General features: G+C 36.5%; 19 protein-coding genes and 1 pseudogene. 4 read left to right on the top strand and 16 right to left on the bottom strand.

What is annotated here, in order from left to right; all coding sequences use genetic code 11:
• Positions 1–41: 41 nt before the first annotated feature.
• The 3 genes from FA727_RS04690 to FA727_RS04680 are packed head-to-tail and all read right to left on the bottom strand — an operon-like array spanning position 42 to position 1,554.
• Positions 42–542, bottom strand: coding sequence for a GNAT family N-acetyltransferase (locus FA727_RS04690; RefSeq protein ID WP_136829550.1), 501 nt, complete (start codon positions 540–542; stop codon positions 42–44).
• Positions 543–568: 26 nt separating this feature from the next.
• Positions 569–1,138, bottom strand: a complete 570-nt coding sequence (locus FA727_RS04685) for a DNA-3-methyladenine glycosylase I (protein WP_136829549.1) — start codon at positions 1,136–1,138, stop codon at positions 569–571.
• A 53-nt stretch (positions 1,139–1,191) separates the two neighbouring features.
• Positions 1,192–1,554, bottom strand: a complete 363-nt coding sequence (locus FA727_RS04680) for a winged helix-turn-helix transcriptional regulator (RefSeq protein WP_136829548.1) — start codon at positions 1,552–1,554, stop codon at positions 1,192–1,194.
• Between the two features lie 181 nt (positions 1,555–1,735).
• Between FA727_RS04680 and fdhA the strand changes: the two genes are divergently transcribed.
• Positions 1,736–2,953 carry a formaldehyde dehydrogenase, glutathione-independent gene (gene fdhA / locus FA727_RS04675; protein WP_136829547.1) on the top strand — a complete coding sequence of 406 codons (1,218 nt, stop codon included), beginning with the start codon at positions 1,736–1,738 and terminating at the stop codon, positions 2,951–2,953.
• A gap of 124 nt (positions 2,954–3,077) precedes the next feature.
• Here the strand turns inward: fdhA and FA727_RS04670 are convergent, their stop codons facing one another.
• Positions 3,078–3,422, bottom strand: a complete 345-nt coding sequence (locus tag FA727_RS04670; protein ID WP_136829546.1) for a hypothetical protein — start codon at positions 3,420–3,422, stop codon at positions 3,078–3,080.
• A 121-nt stretch (positions 3,423–3,543) separates the two neighbouring features.
• Here FA727_RS04670 and FA727_RS04665 point away from each other — a divergent pair, with 121 nt between their 5' ends.
• Positions 3,544–4,269 carry a class I SAM-dependent methyltransferase gene (locus FA727_RS04665; RefSeq protein ID WP_136829545.1) on the top strand — a complete coding sequence of 242 codons (726 nt, stop codon included), beginning with the start codon at positions 3,544–3,546 and terminating at the stop codon, positions 4,267–4,269.
• Here FA727_RS04665 and FA727_RS04660 read toward each other — a convergent pair.
• The 10 genes and pseudogenes from FA727_RS04660 to FA727_RS04615 form a co-directional block, all read right to left on the bottom strand.
• Entirely contained in the window at positions 4,262–4,627 is a 366-nt protein-coding gene (locus FA727_RS04660) for a cupin domain-containing protein (protein WP_136829544.1), read from the bottom strand. The two genes, FA727_RS04665 and FA727_RS04660, sit on opposite strands and share 8 nt — an antisense overlap.
• 154 nt (positions 4,628–4,781) lie before the next feature.
• Positions 4,782–5,660 carry a stage II sporulation protein P gene (spoIIP, locus tag FA727_RS04655; RefSeq protein WP_136829543.1) on the bottom strand — a complete coding sequence of 293 codons (879 nt, stop codon included), beginning with the start codon at positions 5,658–5,660 and terminating at the stop codon, positions 4,782–4,784.
• A complete protein-coding gene (locus FA727_RS04650) occupies positions 5,650–6,186 on the bottom strand; it encodes an RNA polymerase sigma factor (protein ID WP_136829542.1) in 537 nt (178 codons plus the stop codon). The genes spoIIP and FA727_RS04650 overlap by 11 nt, the downstream gene beginning before the upstream one ends.
• 199 nt (positions 6,187–6,385) lie before the next feature.
• Positions 6,386–6,634 (bottom strand): annotated as a pseudogene (locus FA727_RS24705) (DUF3267 domain-containing protein); the annotation flags it as partial.
• Positions 6,635–6,641: 7 nt separating this feature from the next.
• Positions 6,642–7,199 (bottom strand): GNAT family N-acetyltransferase, encoded by a 558-nt coding sequence (locus FA727_RS04640; RefSeq protein WP_136829541.1) that lies wholly within the window; start codon positions 7,197–7,199, stop codon positions 6,642–6,644.
• Positions 7,200–7,238: 39 nt separating this feature from the next.
• Positions 7,239–8,123 (bottom strand): NAD-dependent epimerase/dehydratase family protein, encoded by an 885-nt coding sequence (locus FA727_RS04635; protein WP_136829540.1) that lies wholly within the window; start codon positions 8,121–8,123, stop codon positions 7,239–7,241.
• A 14-nt stretch (positions 8,124–8,137) separates the two neighbouring features.
• A complete protein-coding gene (locus FA727_RS04630; RefSeq protein WP_306461650.1) occupies positions 8,138–8,713 on the bottom strand; it encodes a histidine phosphatase family protein in 576 nt (191 codons plus the stop codon).
• Positions 8,714–9,115: 402 nt separating this feature from the next.
• Positions 9,116–9,511 carry a DUF6157 family protein gene (locus FA727_RS04625; RefSeq protein ID WP_136829539.1) on the bottom strand — a complete coding sequence of 132 codons (396 nt, stop codon included), beginning with the start codon at positions 9,509–9,511 and terminating at the stop codon, positions 9,116–9,118.
• 123 nt (positions 9,512–9,634) lie between these two features.
• On the bottom strand, positions 9,635–11,173 hold the full coding sequence (locus FA727_RS04620) for a copper resistance CopC/CopD family protein (RefSeq protein WP_136829538.1): 1,539 nt from the start codon (positions 11,171–11,173) through the stop codon (positions 9,635–9,637).
• Positions 11,166–11,318, bottom strand: coding sequence for a DeoR family transcriptional regulator (locus FA727_RS04615; RefSeq protein WP_136829537.1), 153 nt, complete (start codon positions 11,316–11,318; stop codon positions 11,166–11,168). The genes FA727_RS04620 and FA727_RS04615 overlap by 8 nt, the downstream gene beginning before the upstream one ends.
• A 263-nt stretch (positions 11,319–11,581) precedes the next feature.
• On the opposite strand from FA727_RS04615, the gene FA727_RS04610 reads away from it, so the two are divergent.
• Together FA727_RS04610 and FA727_RS04605 are read left to right on the top strand one after the other, a co-directional pair.
• Positions 11,582–12,256, top strand: a complete 675-nt coding sequence (locus FA727_RS04610; RefSeq protein WP_136829536.1) for a response regulator transcription factor — start codon at positions 11,582–11,584, stop codon at positions 12,254–12,256.
• Positions 12,253–13,236: a sensor histidine kinase gene (locus FA727_RS04605; RefSeq protein ID WP_136829535.1), complete on the top strand. Its 984-nt coding sequence runs from the start codon at positions 12,253–12,255 to the stop codon at positions 13,234–13,236. The genes FA727_RS04610 and FA727_RS04605 overlap by 4 nt, the downstream gene beginning before the upstream one ends.
• 39 nt (positions 13,237–13,275) lie before the next feature.
• Here FA727_RS04605 and FA727_RS04600 read toward each other — a convergent pair whose 3' ends face one another.
• Positions 13,276–15,234, bottom strand: a complete 1,959-nt coding sequence (locus FA727_RS04600; RefSeq protein ID WP_136829534.1) for an ABC transporter permease — start codon at positions 15,232–15,234, stop codon at positions 13,276–13,278.
• Complete coding sequence (locus tag FA727_RS04595) at positions 15,231–15,977, bottom strand: ABC transporter ATP-binding protein (protein ID WP_136829533.1); 747 nt, start codon at positions 15,975–15,977, stop codon at positions 15,231–15,233. Before FA727_RS04595 ends, FA727_RS04600 begins: the two co-directional genes overlap by 4 nt.
• Between the last annotated feature and the right edge of the window lie 94 nt (positions 15,978–16,071).

The following is a 16,071-nucleotide window of genomic DNA, read 5'->3' as shown; positions in this document are numbered from 1 at the left end:
TTTCTGTATAAAAAAACTATTCTCCAATTAGAAGAATAGCACTATATTTGTAGCTCTTTATGATAAATGTATTGTTCCCCCATCCTACCCATCACTCGAATTCCCTTATCTATAAAACCACTTACTTTATAAAGATGCTGTGCAACTGTGTTTTGGTGGTTGACCGCTAAGATGATTTCATTACTACCAGGAAAATTGCTTTTTACAAAGGAATCTAAAATGAATAAAGATTTCTTGGCAATCCCTTTTCCCTGGAATTTGACATTAATCGAATAGGCCCTTACCAATATCGCAGATCTATTATCACTATAGGTCTTCACGCCTTCCCAACCATGCAATACAAAGAATCCTACTGGTTCACCACCAGATAAAATGACAACAGGATGCCTCGTTTTATCTATTTCACATGACAACATAGCTTCTGACGGCAGAGAAGTAAATCTTATCTGCTTCTCAGATAAATCATAATCACTTAATATAGAATTAAACTTTTCTTCATAAAATTCAAGAGCTACAGTATTAACACTTTGGTTTGTCCCCATCTTATTTCTCCATTTTTGATTTCTGTTCAACCTAGTTCTTGTACTGTTTCGTGACAAAAGCAACTAGTAATATGATCATTGACCATGCCAGTCGCCTGCATAAATGCATAACAAATTGTTGAACCTACAAACTTAAATCCTCGCTTCTTTAAATCCTTACTCATTTTATCGCTAAATTCAGTTGATGCTGGCACCTCTTTTAAATCCTTAAAGTTATTTTGGATTGGCTTTCCATCTACAAAAGACCATATGTACGCACTAAATGAGCCGAATTCCTCGACCACTTTTAGAAAAGCTTTTGCGTTTGTAACAACAGCATTCACCTTTAGCTTATTTCGAACGATCCCTTCATTTTGTAGAAGTTCTGCTATCTTTTTCTCATCATACAAAACAATTTTCTCAGGAATAAATCCATCAAAGGCTTTGCGGTAATTTTCCCGTTTTTTAAGAATTGTGTACCAGCTTAATCCCGCTTGTGCTCCCTCTAAATTTAGATATTCAAAAAGGAGACGGTCGTCATACACTGGTACTCCCCATTCGTGATCATGGTAGTTAATATACAACTCATCTTGGTTAACCCAACCGCATCGATTCATAAAAACTTCATTCTCCTTCAGTTACTTATAAAATAGTATGATTTTTGACTAAATTACCTTCTCGCAAAAGAATTAATGTTTTTCTTTCCCCATTCGTACATCATAAGGACGATCGGCATTAGACTTTCACCTAACTCTGTTAGCGAATATTCGACCCTTGGTGGAACTTCTGGATAGACTTTTCGACTGACAATTCCATCTGCCTCTAATTCTCGTATTTGTGCTGTCAGGACTTTATGAGAGATTTTTGGAAATAACTTTTTAATTTCACTGAATCTTAACTTACCATTTGTGCCTAAATAATAGATGATTGTGATTTTCCATTTCCCGTTAATAAGAGATAAGGTGAACTCTTTTTCACAATTAAATTCACCATTCCGGATTTTCTTTTTTACTTCTTTCCGTAAATCTTCCATTCAGATTATCTCCTTTCCAAAATATCTCAAAAGTATCCTTAAGGTAACCTTCTCACAAAAAAGTGCGTTCTTCCAGAAAAAAGAATTATTTTATAGAATTAGATTGTACAGATAATTCTGAATTATAGTTAATTCTCTTATCTGTTATTATTTTATATTAAGTAGATCGGAGGAAAGTTAAATGTCAGGAAACAGAGCAGTGATTTACAAGGGTTCTGGTCGAGTAGCGGTTGAAGATATCAGCTATCCCGACTTGATTTTACGAGACGGACCTGGTGTAAACCCATTAAATGTCGGTCGTAAATGCGACCATGGTGTCATTCTCAAAGTTGTCACCACAAATATTTGCGGTAGCGACCAACACATGGTGCGCGGGCGAACAACTGCCCCGGAAGGTCTCGTTCTCGGTCACGAAATCACTGGTGAAGTCATCGAAGTTGGACGTGACGTGGAGTTTATTAAAAAGGGTGATCTCGTATCTGTACCGTTTAACATTGCATGTGGACGTTGTCGGAGCTGTAAAGAACGAAATACTCATATTTGCGAAAATGTAAATCCAGATCGTCCTGGCTCAGCTTATGGTTATGTCGACATGGGCGGTTGGGTTGGTGGACAATCCGAATACGTTATGGTCCCCTATGCAGATTTTCAATTACTTAAATTTCCTGATAAAGATCAAGCACTTGAAAAAATTCTTGATTTAACTATGCTTTCTGATATTTTCCCAACTGGTTATCATGGTGCTGTAAGTGCAGGAGTTAAGCCTGGTGCAACTGTATATGTTGCGGGTGCTGGACCTGTTGGTTTAGCGGCTGCTCATTCTGCTCAACTTCTAGGTGCTTCCGTTGTTATTGTGGGTGATTTAAATAGCGAGCGTCTTGCGCAAGCGAAGAGTTTCGGATGTGAAACCGTAAATCTCAGAGATTATCCAAATCTCGGTGAGCAAATTGAACAAATTTTAGGCGTACCTGAAGTTGACTGTGCAATTGATTGTGTAGGATTTGAAGCCCATGGACACGGTGCTGGTGCTGGAGAAGCTCCTGCCACTGTATTGAATTCGATTATGGAAGTTACTCGCGCCGGAGGCCGTCTTGGTATTCCAGGTCTTTACGTTACGGGTGACCCAGGTGCCGTTGATGAGGATGCAAAAATTGGAACCTTGAAGGTTCGCTTAGGTCTAGGATGGGCAAAAGCGCATACTTTTGTCACAGGTCAAACGCCAGTTATGCAATATCATCGCGACCTAATGATGGCCATTTTAAGCGGAAAAGCACAAATTGCCAAAGCTGTAAATGCTACACTTATTTCATTAGATCAAGCCCCTGCTGCTTATGCTGAATTTGATCAGGGTGCTTCTAAGAAGTTCGTAATTGACCCCCATGGGTTAGTTAGAAAATAAAACCCGTCAAAATGAAAGCGCTTAAAATTCTACATTCTAATTCTGTTTGCTGGTGGAATGCCACTAGTCGTAGATAAACTATGAGCCAGGCAATATAGTCTGGCTTTTAGTATGCAAGATTATTCTATTCATCGAGTACAATTATTTCCTTAGCTTCAAGGTTTCGAGATTCTTTACTTTGCGTAATATTTTTTGAATGCATCAGTAGAACTCTGACAGTCGCCTCCTCTTTAATTTCCTCTAATACCAAACTTTCCCCAGTTTCACTCCTAAAGCTTGTCTTATCGGACAATTTAACCTTGCATCCGTAACCAATATCCTCAATATCATTACTTTTAATCTTCGCTTCATCCGAACAGTCAATCAAAAAATAATCTTCTGCAACCTCATAAACCACTCCTTCAAATGTCTTAGTACATCCCGACAAAAACATGGCCACAACGATTATGAAAATTCGTTTTTTACCCAATAACTGACACTCCCCTATTCGAATTTATTTTTTATATACGATGCAATGTAAAAATATGTTCATCACACAGTTGAAATCGTGTATAATTTTTCCAATGTTGTTTTGAGGAGGTTTGCCAATTTTGCAAAGAAACGGTTCGCAATACTATGACAAAGAAGAATTCTTTCATCGTTACACTTTAAAGAGAGCATTCAAAGAAAATCCAAATGACACAATTGAAAAGCCAATTTTCATTGAGCTTATGGGAGATGTATCCCAGTTAAATATTCTTGATTTAGGGTGCGGTGACGGAAAGTTTGGAATCGATCTGATGAATATCGGATGTAAAAGCTATTCTGGAATTGAAGGATCAATTAATATGTATCATTCAGCAGTAAAAAATCTACAAACATATAAAAATATACACTTGGTACAATCAACTATTGAGAATTGGGAATTTCCTAAAAATCACTTTGACATGGTCATATCAAGGCTAGTAATTCATTATATTCAGGATATCGACGTCTTATTTAGAAATATATATGACACTTTAACTGATGGTGGAAAATTAATCTTTTCTATTGAACATCCCGTTATTACTTCCACTTTGCAAACGAATGGGCAAAGAACGAATTGGTTCGTGGATAATTACTTCGTTTCTGGAATTCGAGAACAAGAGTGGCTTGGTTCTACAGTCTATAAGTACCACAGAACGATTGAAGATTATTTTCAAGCACTCAAATCTGCTGGGTTTAAGATTGAATCTTTAAGAGAATCGATACCTAAGAGAGAGCATTTTGAAAAGGAAGAGACATACTTAAGACGATTAAGAATACCATTATTTTTATTCCTGGCCGCTACTAAATAATCTCACTTTTGTTTGGCATGAATGAGGACGGATCTAAATTCTCGCTTTCTATCACAATAGCAGTTAAAGCTGTATCTGTTTGCGTTTCATGCCATTCACCCTTTGTCCAAAACACCGCATCCCCTGGCCGAACCATTATGTACTCTTCGCTTTCTCCACGAGCAAATCCTTCACCAGAAATAATTAGAAGAAGCTGTGGAGTGGTTGCTTGATGATACCCGATAATCCCATCTTTCTCTAGATACATAGCACCAATGTGAACACCACCTTCAGTGCGAATCACACGAGACATGACAAAATCCGAATTGTATTGAGTGATCTTTTTTCCACTGTCCTTGGCAAATCTATAAATCTCCATTTGAACCTCCGAAAAAATGAAAGTACTAATAACTTCGCTAGTTTTCGCTATTAATCCTTCTTCCATAGTAATAAATAATCCCGAGAAGCATTAATGCCTTACATCAATGTTTCTCGAGATATTTAGTGGATTTCTTTATCAGCAACAGCTCACGTTACTCTCTTTTCTTAATTATTTTCCCAATCACGTCGGCCAAGATATCAATCGCACGATACTCTTCTTCCAATGTATTATCCACTCCTCCAATTTCCATTAATAGTGATTCATTCCTTAAGTCTTGGTTATAGGTATTTTGGTTTTCAGCAGCAGACTTTTCAATAACTCCTCTAGATAGACCTGGATATTCTTCTTCCATAAGAGTATGAATTGCTAAAGCAAATTTTAAGTTTTCTATATATCTTTCACTTGTTTTAGAAACAATAAATGATATTTTGGCATAATCATCCCCATTTATTGTAGCAGTAGTTACATCTCTTGGCTGTGAGTCTCTGTGTATATCAAATATCATTTTAATACTCGGATTTTCTTCTAATGTACTCTGTAAGAATTCTCTTGAGACTGCGTAAGACTCTTCATAAGATAAGCCCTTCTCACCCAATTCTTTCATAACATCCCTTTTTTCATGTAGTGTAATGATACTCTTGTTATTGAGAGCCTGACTAAGCTTTTCACCCACTAATGTAATATTCGTAGATGGATGGAAAGCTCCGTTTGCATCGACAGTCTTAGTTACTGAATTAAATGATTCCTGATTATGCGTGTGATAAATATAAATAAATGGTTCATCACGACTATTTTCTCCAATTAAGGATGATTTCTGTTCTGTTTCTGGAAAAGAGAATAGCCATAAGATAGAAATTACAAAAACAAGGACACTACTTGCAGTTATCGAAACTATCTTAAATGTTCGTTTTCTATTTAATCTTTTAGCATTTTTCCTTAAAATGTATTCAGTATCAGAAACAAACGCTTTTCTTGGTTCCGTTGAATATGATTCTTTCATCAATTTAAAAAAATCCTTATCAGTTTGCACTACCTATACCCCCCTCAGCATCTATATGTAGTTTCTTTTTAAGGATTTTCATAGCCCTATGATAATCTACTTTAACCTTTGACTCACTACAATCAAGTACATCCGCAGTTTCTTTTATGGACAATTCGCTTATTCCCCTTAGAATAACGACTGCTCTAAAATCGGGTTTTAAGGTCGAGATTGCTAACTGAACCGTTCTTTTTAGTTCATTTTGCTCAAATAGTTCATTTGGCCCCTTTTCTGTAGATGCTATTTGTTTAAAAAAGCCATCTTTAAAAACTTGTGTAAATCGCTTCTTCCTGTAATGATCAATAGCAACATGCTTTGCTATTGAGAAAATCCAAGTCTTTAAATTGCCTTCATTATAATTAGGTAGATTTTTTAACACACGAATAAACACTTCTTGAGTTAGATCCTCTGCATCATTTTGACTTCCAGTAAAACAAATAAGAAACCGATAAACATCTAGGTAATGACTACGATAGATTTCAATAATCCTATTCTCTAAATTCCCATTATCAAGCAAGAGCTCCCCCCCTTATTTCTGTATTCGTTTATTAATCGTTTGAGTATATTAAAAGGTTACAAGATCATCCTATTTAAAGATCAAACTTAAAGTTGATTTTTGAAACCTAAGGAAAACCGCCCCAATGAAAGGGCGGCCAAAAGAATTGAACTATCGTACTTCGTTAATTCAAAATGATGATGTACTACAAGCCTCAATACTATTTCAATCGATAATAGGCTTCGTAGAATACTGAGTTCTTCGGTTTAATTACATTCAAAAATGAAATAATGATATCTGAACCAGAAATCAAAGCTGTACTCCAACTCACAAATTGCAAGATTGACTTGAATTCTCCTGAAAATAAAAATGATACAATGAAAGGTAAACTCAAAAAAATCCAAAATCTCAGTTTGGATAGAATTGCATTTGTATGTAGCCAGAAAAATATACCGTTAAATGTTAAGCTATGCCTTTTATTTGTTGTTTCCCATCGGATTGATAATCCCAAAATAAACAATATCTTCAAAACGATCGATTTTGAAGACATGTTCTTTTAACATGCCTTCATATGTCATTCCACACTTCTCCATGATCTTTCCAGATGCAGGATTTGATTTGAAATGTCGTGCATAGACACGATGAAAATTCTTTTCTTTAAAAACAAATTCTATCATCGCTTGCGCTGCCTCTGTCCCGTACCCTTTCCCCCAATACTCTTCTCCAATCCAATATGCCAGTTCTCCATTTTTATGCTGCTTATGATTTGAAATCGCAATGGCACCATACAACTGTCCACTATTCTTATCTGTTATGGCAAGCTCATACATTCGATCTAGGTCAAAGTTTTGCTCGTGGTTAGCAATCCACGACAGCGCACAATTTAGCGTATATGGATATGGTAGAGTCAAAGTACTTTTGAAAATGTTGTAGTTATTACACATTGTGATTACATTTTCTGCATCAGATGCAGTAAACAGACGCAGTAGCAATCTACCCGTTTCTATCGTTTTATTTGTACGACTATAAATCAATATATTCACCCCAGTGTGTTCAAAAAATTTGATCTTCTCTTAGATTATTGTCTCTTTTGCAATCCCTTCGACTAATGGCCTTAACCAGTCATCCAAATTCGTAAATTGAAATCCATTCGCAACTGCTTTTTCGTTTGACATATACCAAGAGGTTGGAACAGCATAAGGTGAAATAATCTCATCATTTCCCACAAGCGCAATTCTGGCAGATTTACCCGTTGCTGCTTCAATCATTTTTATTAAATTGGCTAATGAGATTCTGCCATTTGCTGTGGCATTAAAAGGCCCTTCTATTTCTGTCATGCCAGCCCATTTTAAGAATTGAGCTGCTTCTGTTGCTTGGATAAAGGACATTTCGGCATCCATATTTACAAATCCAATTGGTTCACCGTTTGCAATTCGTTCAACATGCAGATGTAAACGACGCGAATAATCATCCTCTCCTAACACGATCGGGATACGAACAGCTACTACAGGAAATTGGGCATACTTAAAATACACAGCCTCCGCTTGCCGCTTTCCTTCCCCATATGAAAAATCTTCTTTGTTCCCCAAGCGAATTTCATAATGATACGGATCAAAATCAGTCTCAAGCTTCTCCTTACCATTTACTTCATAGACGGATAATGTGGAGGTAAATACCAGTTTGCCAATTTTCCCATTAAAAAGCTCACAAAAATCATATGCTTCATTTGGAGAAAAGCAAATGTTATCATATACAATATCAAATGTACGTCCATCAACCTTCCTAGCAAATTCCGTTTGATTGGAACGATCTGCAATGATATGTTCGACTTTATCACCGAATGGGTTTCCAGATTGACCACGTGTTAATATCGTTACATTATGTCCTTCTTCAAGCAGCAAATCTACCAATTTTCGTCCAAAAAAACGTGTTCCACCAAGCACAAGAATATTCTTCATTATTCGACTCTCCCTTATTTCCATATTCGTTCAAATGTAGTTTGATAATTTCGATATTTTAATAGATAAACATCTGGATTGCTGAGCTTCTTCCAATCATCAAAACCGAAGTCTTGATGCAAATGTTTTAAGAGTAATGACATTAAGTTACCATGTGTAACAATAACAACATTGTCCGGAGTACCTCGAACAACTTCTTCTATCACTTCGACTATACGATTCATCGCTTCGTGACTTGATTCTCCACCCTCGAACTTCAAATCAAGATCCTCAAACGTATCTTGTAGTTTTTCATACCAATCAGGGAAATTTTTAGGACTTAACACACGTTCGGTTAACCTGTTGTCAAGTTCTATCTCAAGGTTTAACCTCTCAGCCAGTGGTTGTATCGACTGAACTGCTCGCTTATATGGACTTGAAATAATCCTTTCAACCTGCTTATCAACAAAAAAGTTTTCTAATTCAATTGCCTGCTTTATCCCATTTTCAGTAAGTTTTGTTTCAAAGGGTTGCCCCTCAGCCTCGCAATGTCTTATTAAGTAAATGTTTTTCATGAAATTCACTCCATCATAAAACAATCGCTTTCCCACTTAATTTCTCCATAGCTTATGATATTCCTGCAAACTTACCTATAAAAAATACGATTCTAGTTTTTCCAGAATCGCATTTTTACCAGATTTATGTACTGATTTTTACTTATTCTATAGGCTCTGTTATTGTCCATTGCTGCTTTTTTGATTTTCGACAGGTGTACCCACTAAACCGGAGAAATTCCGTTTATTTTGAAAAATTAATGGATATTAGGTTAATTAGGCGGAGTTTTCCGCTAAATGGCTTAAAAAGCTTTAAAATCATGGAAAATGGATAGCTTAACAGGAAAAATTCCGCTTAATTATCGGGAAATAGGTGAATTTCTTGATTTAGACGGAATTTTTCCACCTATTTTTCAATGCAATAAATTCATAAGTTGTTTTCGAGACATCGATAGCCCCCTATTTCCTTTTCGAACGCATCCCCTTCAACAACGTAATCCCATCCGTATGAAGAAATCCGTTATAGTTCTCACTCTCAACCTCAAACAAAGCAATTTTTCCATCAGCATCATAATGAATGCCCCAACCAAATTTCTTCACTAATGGTGATGCACGGAAGCATGCTTTCGGTTTGCTAAAAAATTGCTGCCTTAATTCATCTGTTGAATTCATTTGATTTTTAATTAAGTACGTTTCAAATTGTACGTCGTCTTGAGTGTATTTGTAGGGATTTTTGCTGATCAAATCATATTCAATCGAAGCTGTCGTAGGTTTACCGTTTCTAGGAAGAGGAGCAACTGCAGAAGTGATGGGAGAATCTTCAGACACCTTGATAAACGTATTTTTATAAGACATTTTTACCTCCTTTTTAAACTTGGAAATATTTACATAATTTGATGTTATCATAATTCAGCCCGAAAACAAAGGGACGGCTTAGCTTCAAAAAGCCAAACCGTCCCTTAATCACTATCCTCATTTTCAATAGATCATGAAATCTTTATAAAACACTACTTCATTATCTTCAGAGTCTAAGATTCGAAGTTCGGCAGACCATTTTCCTGGAAACGGCAGATAGTTCCCGTCAAGCATACTTCCATCTGTAAAAGGAACTTCAATTGGAGCTAGTTCAGGATTATCTATGGATGACAGATATAAGTTTACCCGTTTAATTTTTACACCTTCTTCATAAGACTTGGCAAAAATCATGAAATGATTCGTACCCGGTGCATTCGGTGTAATCGAGAAGGTGAATTCAATATTATCCTTCTGATCGTGCCATTCTAATGGTTTGTTTTGGGGAAGTGGATTTAAATGTGTCATAATCCCCACAATCACTAAGATCAGCACCATCATACTGAAATCGACTTTTAACCATGTTCCTAAATGCTCTTGCTTCTTCTTTAATCGATAGCGTAAAACTCCACCAATAACCACTACCAGTAACACAAATGCCATCTTTACAAGGAGCATTTTCCCCCATGTCGTATAGAGTAGATATGTCATCTTTGGTAAAAAGATCAAGGTAGATGCTGTACCAGTTATGATTAAAATCAATAAGCTAGCTAGAGCAAAATTAGAAAACGTCGGTAAAAATGCTCGTATTTCTTCCCTCTTTTTTCGCCAAAAAACAAGAATATAGAAAAGTCCTCCTGCCCAAATGGCAGCTGCGAGTAGATGGACAATATCAAGGAGTATTGTTACGATTGGTGGTTCAAACGCCATAGCATGTCCACTTATACTTTTTGCTACAAGCAAAAGTAACACCCAAAATCTATCTAACCAATTGAATCTAAATAAGAGTACAAAACCGAGAATGGTTAAGAGTACGGATACCGTCAAAGAAATTCCTAGAGATGTACCTGTTAAAATAGAAAGAATACCTTTAATAGACCAACTATCCAATAGTTCTGTAAATTGCATTGCCCCCATCAGAATAGTACTTATTATGAGCGAAATTTGTAAGGAAACGAACCATTTCCGATATGTCTCTCTTGATCCTAGACTGTGAAAGGTTCCCCATAGTAGCCATCCGGTAGTAAGCAGTAAAGCAGTATAATAGAGAATCCTTATAATAGAATTCATCGTATTGAAGAAGCCTGAATTATTTTCTTCTGTATGTAAGTCCAGTGCAGAAGTGTCGAGAATATTTCCTTCACCGATGGAAACAACATAGGACCCATCCACAGGATGTCCATCAGCTGAAATCACTTTATAGGAAATCGTATAGAGACCATCTGGGAGTTCCGATAAACTTTGAGATATTGATTTTTGGTCTTTACTAATCTTCGTTTCTTTCTTGCTAATAGAGTCTCCATTTTCATCAAAAACTTTAATCGAGTAAAGTTCTTTTTCAAGTCTTTCATTAAACTGCAATACGATTTCTTTTGGAGCAGCATCTAGCTGACTGTCTGGAGCGGGATTTGCTTTTTCAAGAGTTGCATGGGCAAATACGCCTTGAGGTATCATCACAAACAAAACAAATACAAACAGGATATTTTTAAGGATTTTTTTACTCATGATGGCAGCATCCCTTGCTATTTTTCATTTTCCCTTGAATGGTCATTTCGGATACTTTAGAAATTTCGCTAAGCTCTGAAATTTTAAGAGAATAGTGACTCAAAACTAGTTCTTTAATCTTATTCTGTCTATCGCTCGCAAGCAATGCCGTTCACCTTCCCCTCTATTTATACATTGTCAACAATTCTTAACAAACTAAAACAAATTCTAACACCCTACTATTTTCTAAGCAATCAAGACGGCTTTTTATTTGTGACAGAATCGTGACTTTTATCCCCCCAAAAAAATTGAAAACTATCTTTTTCCCTACTACATCCATATGCGGGAGATGAACCGTCAATACCAAATAGTAGAAATGATTTTGTGTTAAAATAGAGTTAATGACTATTGTATTAGATGAGGGATTTAATGTATAAAATCATGTTGATTGAAGATGATGAAAAAATTAGAAGAATTGTTGCTGATACATTAAAGAAATGGCAATACGAAGTAGTAGAAGTGACGCGATTTGACGAGGTTCTAACAGAGTTTGAGCATAATAACCCAGACCTCGTTCTATTAGATATCAATCTTCCTGTTTTTGATGGCTACTACTGGTGCCAGCAAATTCGGGCTGTTTCTAAGGTACCAATTATCTTTCTTTCTTCGAGAAATCAAAATATGGACATCATTATGGCCATCAATATGGGAGGTGACGATTTTATCCAAAAGCCCTTTGATTTGGGGATTCTTGTTGCAAAAATCATTGCACTACTTCGACGTAAATACACCTATCAGGAAGATGACAATTTAAGTTTTACTCATCGTGGCTTAAAACTGAATGTCACAAAATCAACGATCGAATTTGAAAGCCAAAGCACTGAACTAAGCCGCAATGAATTCATCCTTTTGCAATTGATGATGCGAAATATCGGAAAAATTGTTTCACGTGAGGATATGATGCAGGCTCTATGGAATGAAGAACAGTTCGTCGATGATAACACCTTGACCGTAAACGTGAATCGGTTGCGCAGAAAAATTACAGCCCTCGGATTAGAAGACTTCATTGTCACTCGAAAAGGACTGGGGTACTTAATCGAATGAGCATATTACGTTTCCTTTCCTATGAAAAGCCATATATTTACTTGTATCTACTAGGAGGATTAATTCCTACACTAGTATTCACTACAGCTAGTGATAGCGGTTGGGCGTGGGGAACATTTTTCTATGCCCTAACCCTTTCAAGCTTTGTGCTTATCGGATTTTTAATTTTTCGCTACCACCAGTACAGGCAAATGAAAATAGAAGATATAGATAGCCTTACACTTGAAGGTGAACTTGCAAAGCAGTATATTGATGAGCTAGCACGTGAGCATATCCGTGAAATGAATGAAATACAAAACAGGCAAAAGGAACATTATGATTTTATCGTCTCTTGGTTCCATGAAATCAAAACACCTATTGCCGTCCTTCGACTACTAGAGCAAACCGATATGGACGCTGAAAGTTTAAGGGAGGAAATCGGAAAAATTGAAAATTATGTCGATCAGGCGCTCTACTACGCAAAGCTCGATAGTTTCAATCAGGACTACGACATCCAAAATTGTGATGTGATTCAAATTTCAAAAGAGATCATAAAGGCTCATTCTAAAACCTTTTTTTCAAAAAAGATTCGGATGAACTTTAATGCAGAAACACTTGAGGTACAAAGTGATCCGAAATGGCTCCATTTTATCATAAATCAACTTATGACAAATTCCTTAAAATATACTGAAAATGGTGGAGAGATTACCATTTCAACTATAGAGACAGCAAAAGAAAAGCAGCTCTTAATTCGTGATAATGGGATTGGCATCAGTCAAAAAGACCTCCCGCGTATTTTTAATCGAGGTTTTACTGGAGAAACCGGCCGCGTCTATACGAAGTCAACGGGAATGGGCGTATATTTGGCACAAGCCCTATCAAATAAACTCGGCCATCATATTACCTGCACATCAGAGGTTGGCTCTTTCACCCAATTTATCATTCATTTTCCGAAAAACCATGATCCGTATCTAATACGACAAAAAGCACACGGTGAGTAAAAATTTTGCCCCCAAAAGGGGGACAAAATCGAAACTAAGTTACCGTGTGCTTTTTTCATTGATGATTTTGTAGTAAATCGATGTTGATGATATATAAAAAATAAAATACGTTAAGACGTAAAATCCCATGACAGAGAAAATAATCGTCGTTAATGATGGAAGATCTTTTATAACCGAAATGACTGAGTAATATAAAATAAACCAGCTGTGTACAAGTCCAAGGATTAATGGAGGTAAGAATACGAATAACAATTGCTTCCGAATAATCTTTTTCAATTCTTTGTCATCAACACCAATTTTTCGTAATACTTCGTAGTGCTCCTTCTCTTCTGTCGCTTCGCGAAGTTGCTTGAAGTAGATGACACTTCCCAAAGCAAACAAGGCAATGACTGCAAAAAATGCCACTGAGAACAATATTAAAGATGATGACTCAATATTCGAGGAATACTGATCGATATAAGATGAATAATAGGCGCCTCCTGTTTTCATCACGATATCGTATACGTCCCTAGATACGTCATTCGCTGTTTTCGGGTTTTCAATTTTGTATAGTTCATAGGACGAAAGTGAACTGTTTGCTTTTAAACTCCCAAAAGATTCGTCTGAAATCACGAGTACCGATGGTTGTTGTGCAGTATCCCCACCAGGGCTCGTCGGAATACTTAAAAGCGGGTAACGTATTTTCTCTACTATATGAAATGTATGGTTTTCTAAAACCGTAATTTCAGGCTGAGACGTCTTATATTTTTTAGGGTCATCTATCCCTCTAGTTAATAGGATGGCTTCCTCCCCTTCTACATTGACTTTATCACCGACTTCACGCAAATCCACAATCGTATTTAATTGTGATTCGGGAAAAAGGTAAAACTCTTCTGTATAGTATTCAGGGTAAGCAAAGTATGCTTTTCTGTCTTGAATTTTTTCCGTTTGAATTCCGGTTATCGTTTCATGAGCAATAATTGGATGTGTTTCATTCATGATTTGTTCAATTTTCTTTAGTGATTCATCATCTGGCGTTGAGAAGGCAATATGGTTTGGAAATTCTTCTTTCACAACCTGACCTTTAATCGCGTAATCCACTGCGATAAAACCAACAGCATAAATCACAACTGCACTAATCAGAGCATTAAACGTAAAGTTTATCGTATTCCCTCGAATGGAAAAACGCAGGGAAGAAATCCATAGCATTTTGTTCCCATGAAAGTAATTTTTATTTTGACTCATTTTTTGCAAAATCCACCCTGAAAACTGGCGGAAAAATAAATAGGTTCCAATAATCAAAGCCACAGTTGTTCCAATCAAGGTTTCATTAAAATGTTCTTTCCATATATCTGAATGTCCAGATAGCGTAATCGTATAATAAGACCCTACAGTTAATAGAATTGATACAATTGCTAACAGAGAAGAAAACTTGAACGGTTTGTCCATTTTTTCTTTCGCATGGAACAATTCAACTAATTGCACGCGACGGACATTGAAATAGCTTTGAATCGTAATTATCATGATTAATAGTGCAAATAGCAATATCGTTAAAGAAATAGCCTCTAGCGGGAAAGAGAAAGAAATGTCTTCCTTGTAGTGCATTAGATTCATTAACACCATTCCGAAAAACTTCGATAATAATCCACCGATTAATATCCCGCCGAAAACCGCAATCGCACTAAGGAATAAAGTTTCAAAAAAGACCATTGCCGCCACTTGTCTTTCCTTCATGCCATACAGTAAATACATACCAAATTCTTTTTTCCGTTGCTTCATAAAAAATGAGTTAGCATACAAAATAAAGAATACGATGAACAAAAAGACGACCACGGAAGCAATCGAAATAGCAAATTTGTAGTCTTCTTTATTCTGAATGGCCTCAACGACGTCTTTATTAAACATTAAGCCAGAAAAGGTAAAAAAGATGACGACCCCGACAAGCATAGAAATGAAATAGATCGTATATAAACGGAAGTTCCGCTTCATATTTCTCCAAGATAAATCTACAATGCTCATCGTCTTTCGCCCCCTAAGACGCTTTGAACGTTTAAGATGCGGTCAAAAAATTCCTTTTCCGTTTGATCTCCCTTAAACATTTCATTGACGATTTTTCCGTCACGCAAGAAGATAACTCGCTGGCAATAGCTTGCTGCATATGGATCATGAGTAATCATCATGACGGTTGTTTTAAACAGGCTATTAAGTAACTGCATTTGTTCTAATAATTGTGTTGCTGAGCGAGAATCTAGTGCTCCTGTTGGCTCATCAGCAAATACAATGGCTGGATTGGTGATAATCGCCCTTGCAGCAGCTGTTCTCTGCTTTTGTCCACCTGAAATTTCAGCAGGGTACTGATGTAGAATCCCCTCAATATTCAATGCCTCAACGATCTTTACTAATCGCTCTTCCATTTCAGTTATGGGTGTTTTTTGCAAAGAGAGTGGTAGCAATATGTTTTCCTTTACCGTTAGAGTATCGAGTAAATTATAATCTTGAAAAATAAAGCCCATTCTTTTTTGACGAAATTCACGTAAGTGTTTCTTCTTCATATCTAACAGCGATTTTCCTTCGATCCAAACCTCACCACCATTAAAGCTATCGATAGTTGAGAGAGTATTCATTAAGGTGGTTTTTCCAGAACCGGAAGGCCCCATAATCGCTGTGAATTCCCCTTGTTCAATCTTTAAATCAATATTTTTTAACACTTGTGTTTTTCCATAAGACTTCGATAAATTTTTGGTTTGTATGATAGTTGTCATTGTATCGTCCTCCTTCACCACTATACTATATCGACTATGGGTTTCACTAACCATCGATATAACAGCATCTAATGTGACATTTTTGTCATGTTAG

It is taken from the genome of Robertmurraya kyonggiensis (assembly GCF_005116465.1).
GTDB classification, from domain to species: domain Bacteria; phylum Bacillota; class Bacilli; order Bacillales; family Cytobacillaceae; genus Robertmurraya; species Robertmurraya kyonggiensis.
Note: the sequence above shows the minus strand (reverse complement) of the source record. Positions and strands in the feature narration are given on the sequence as shown.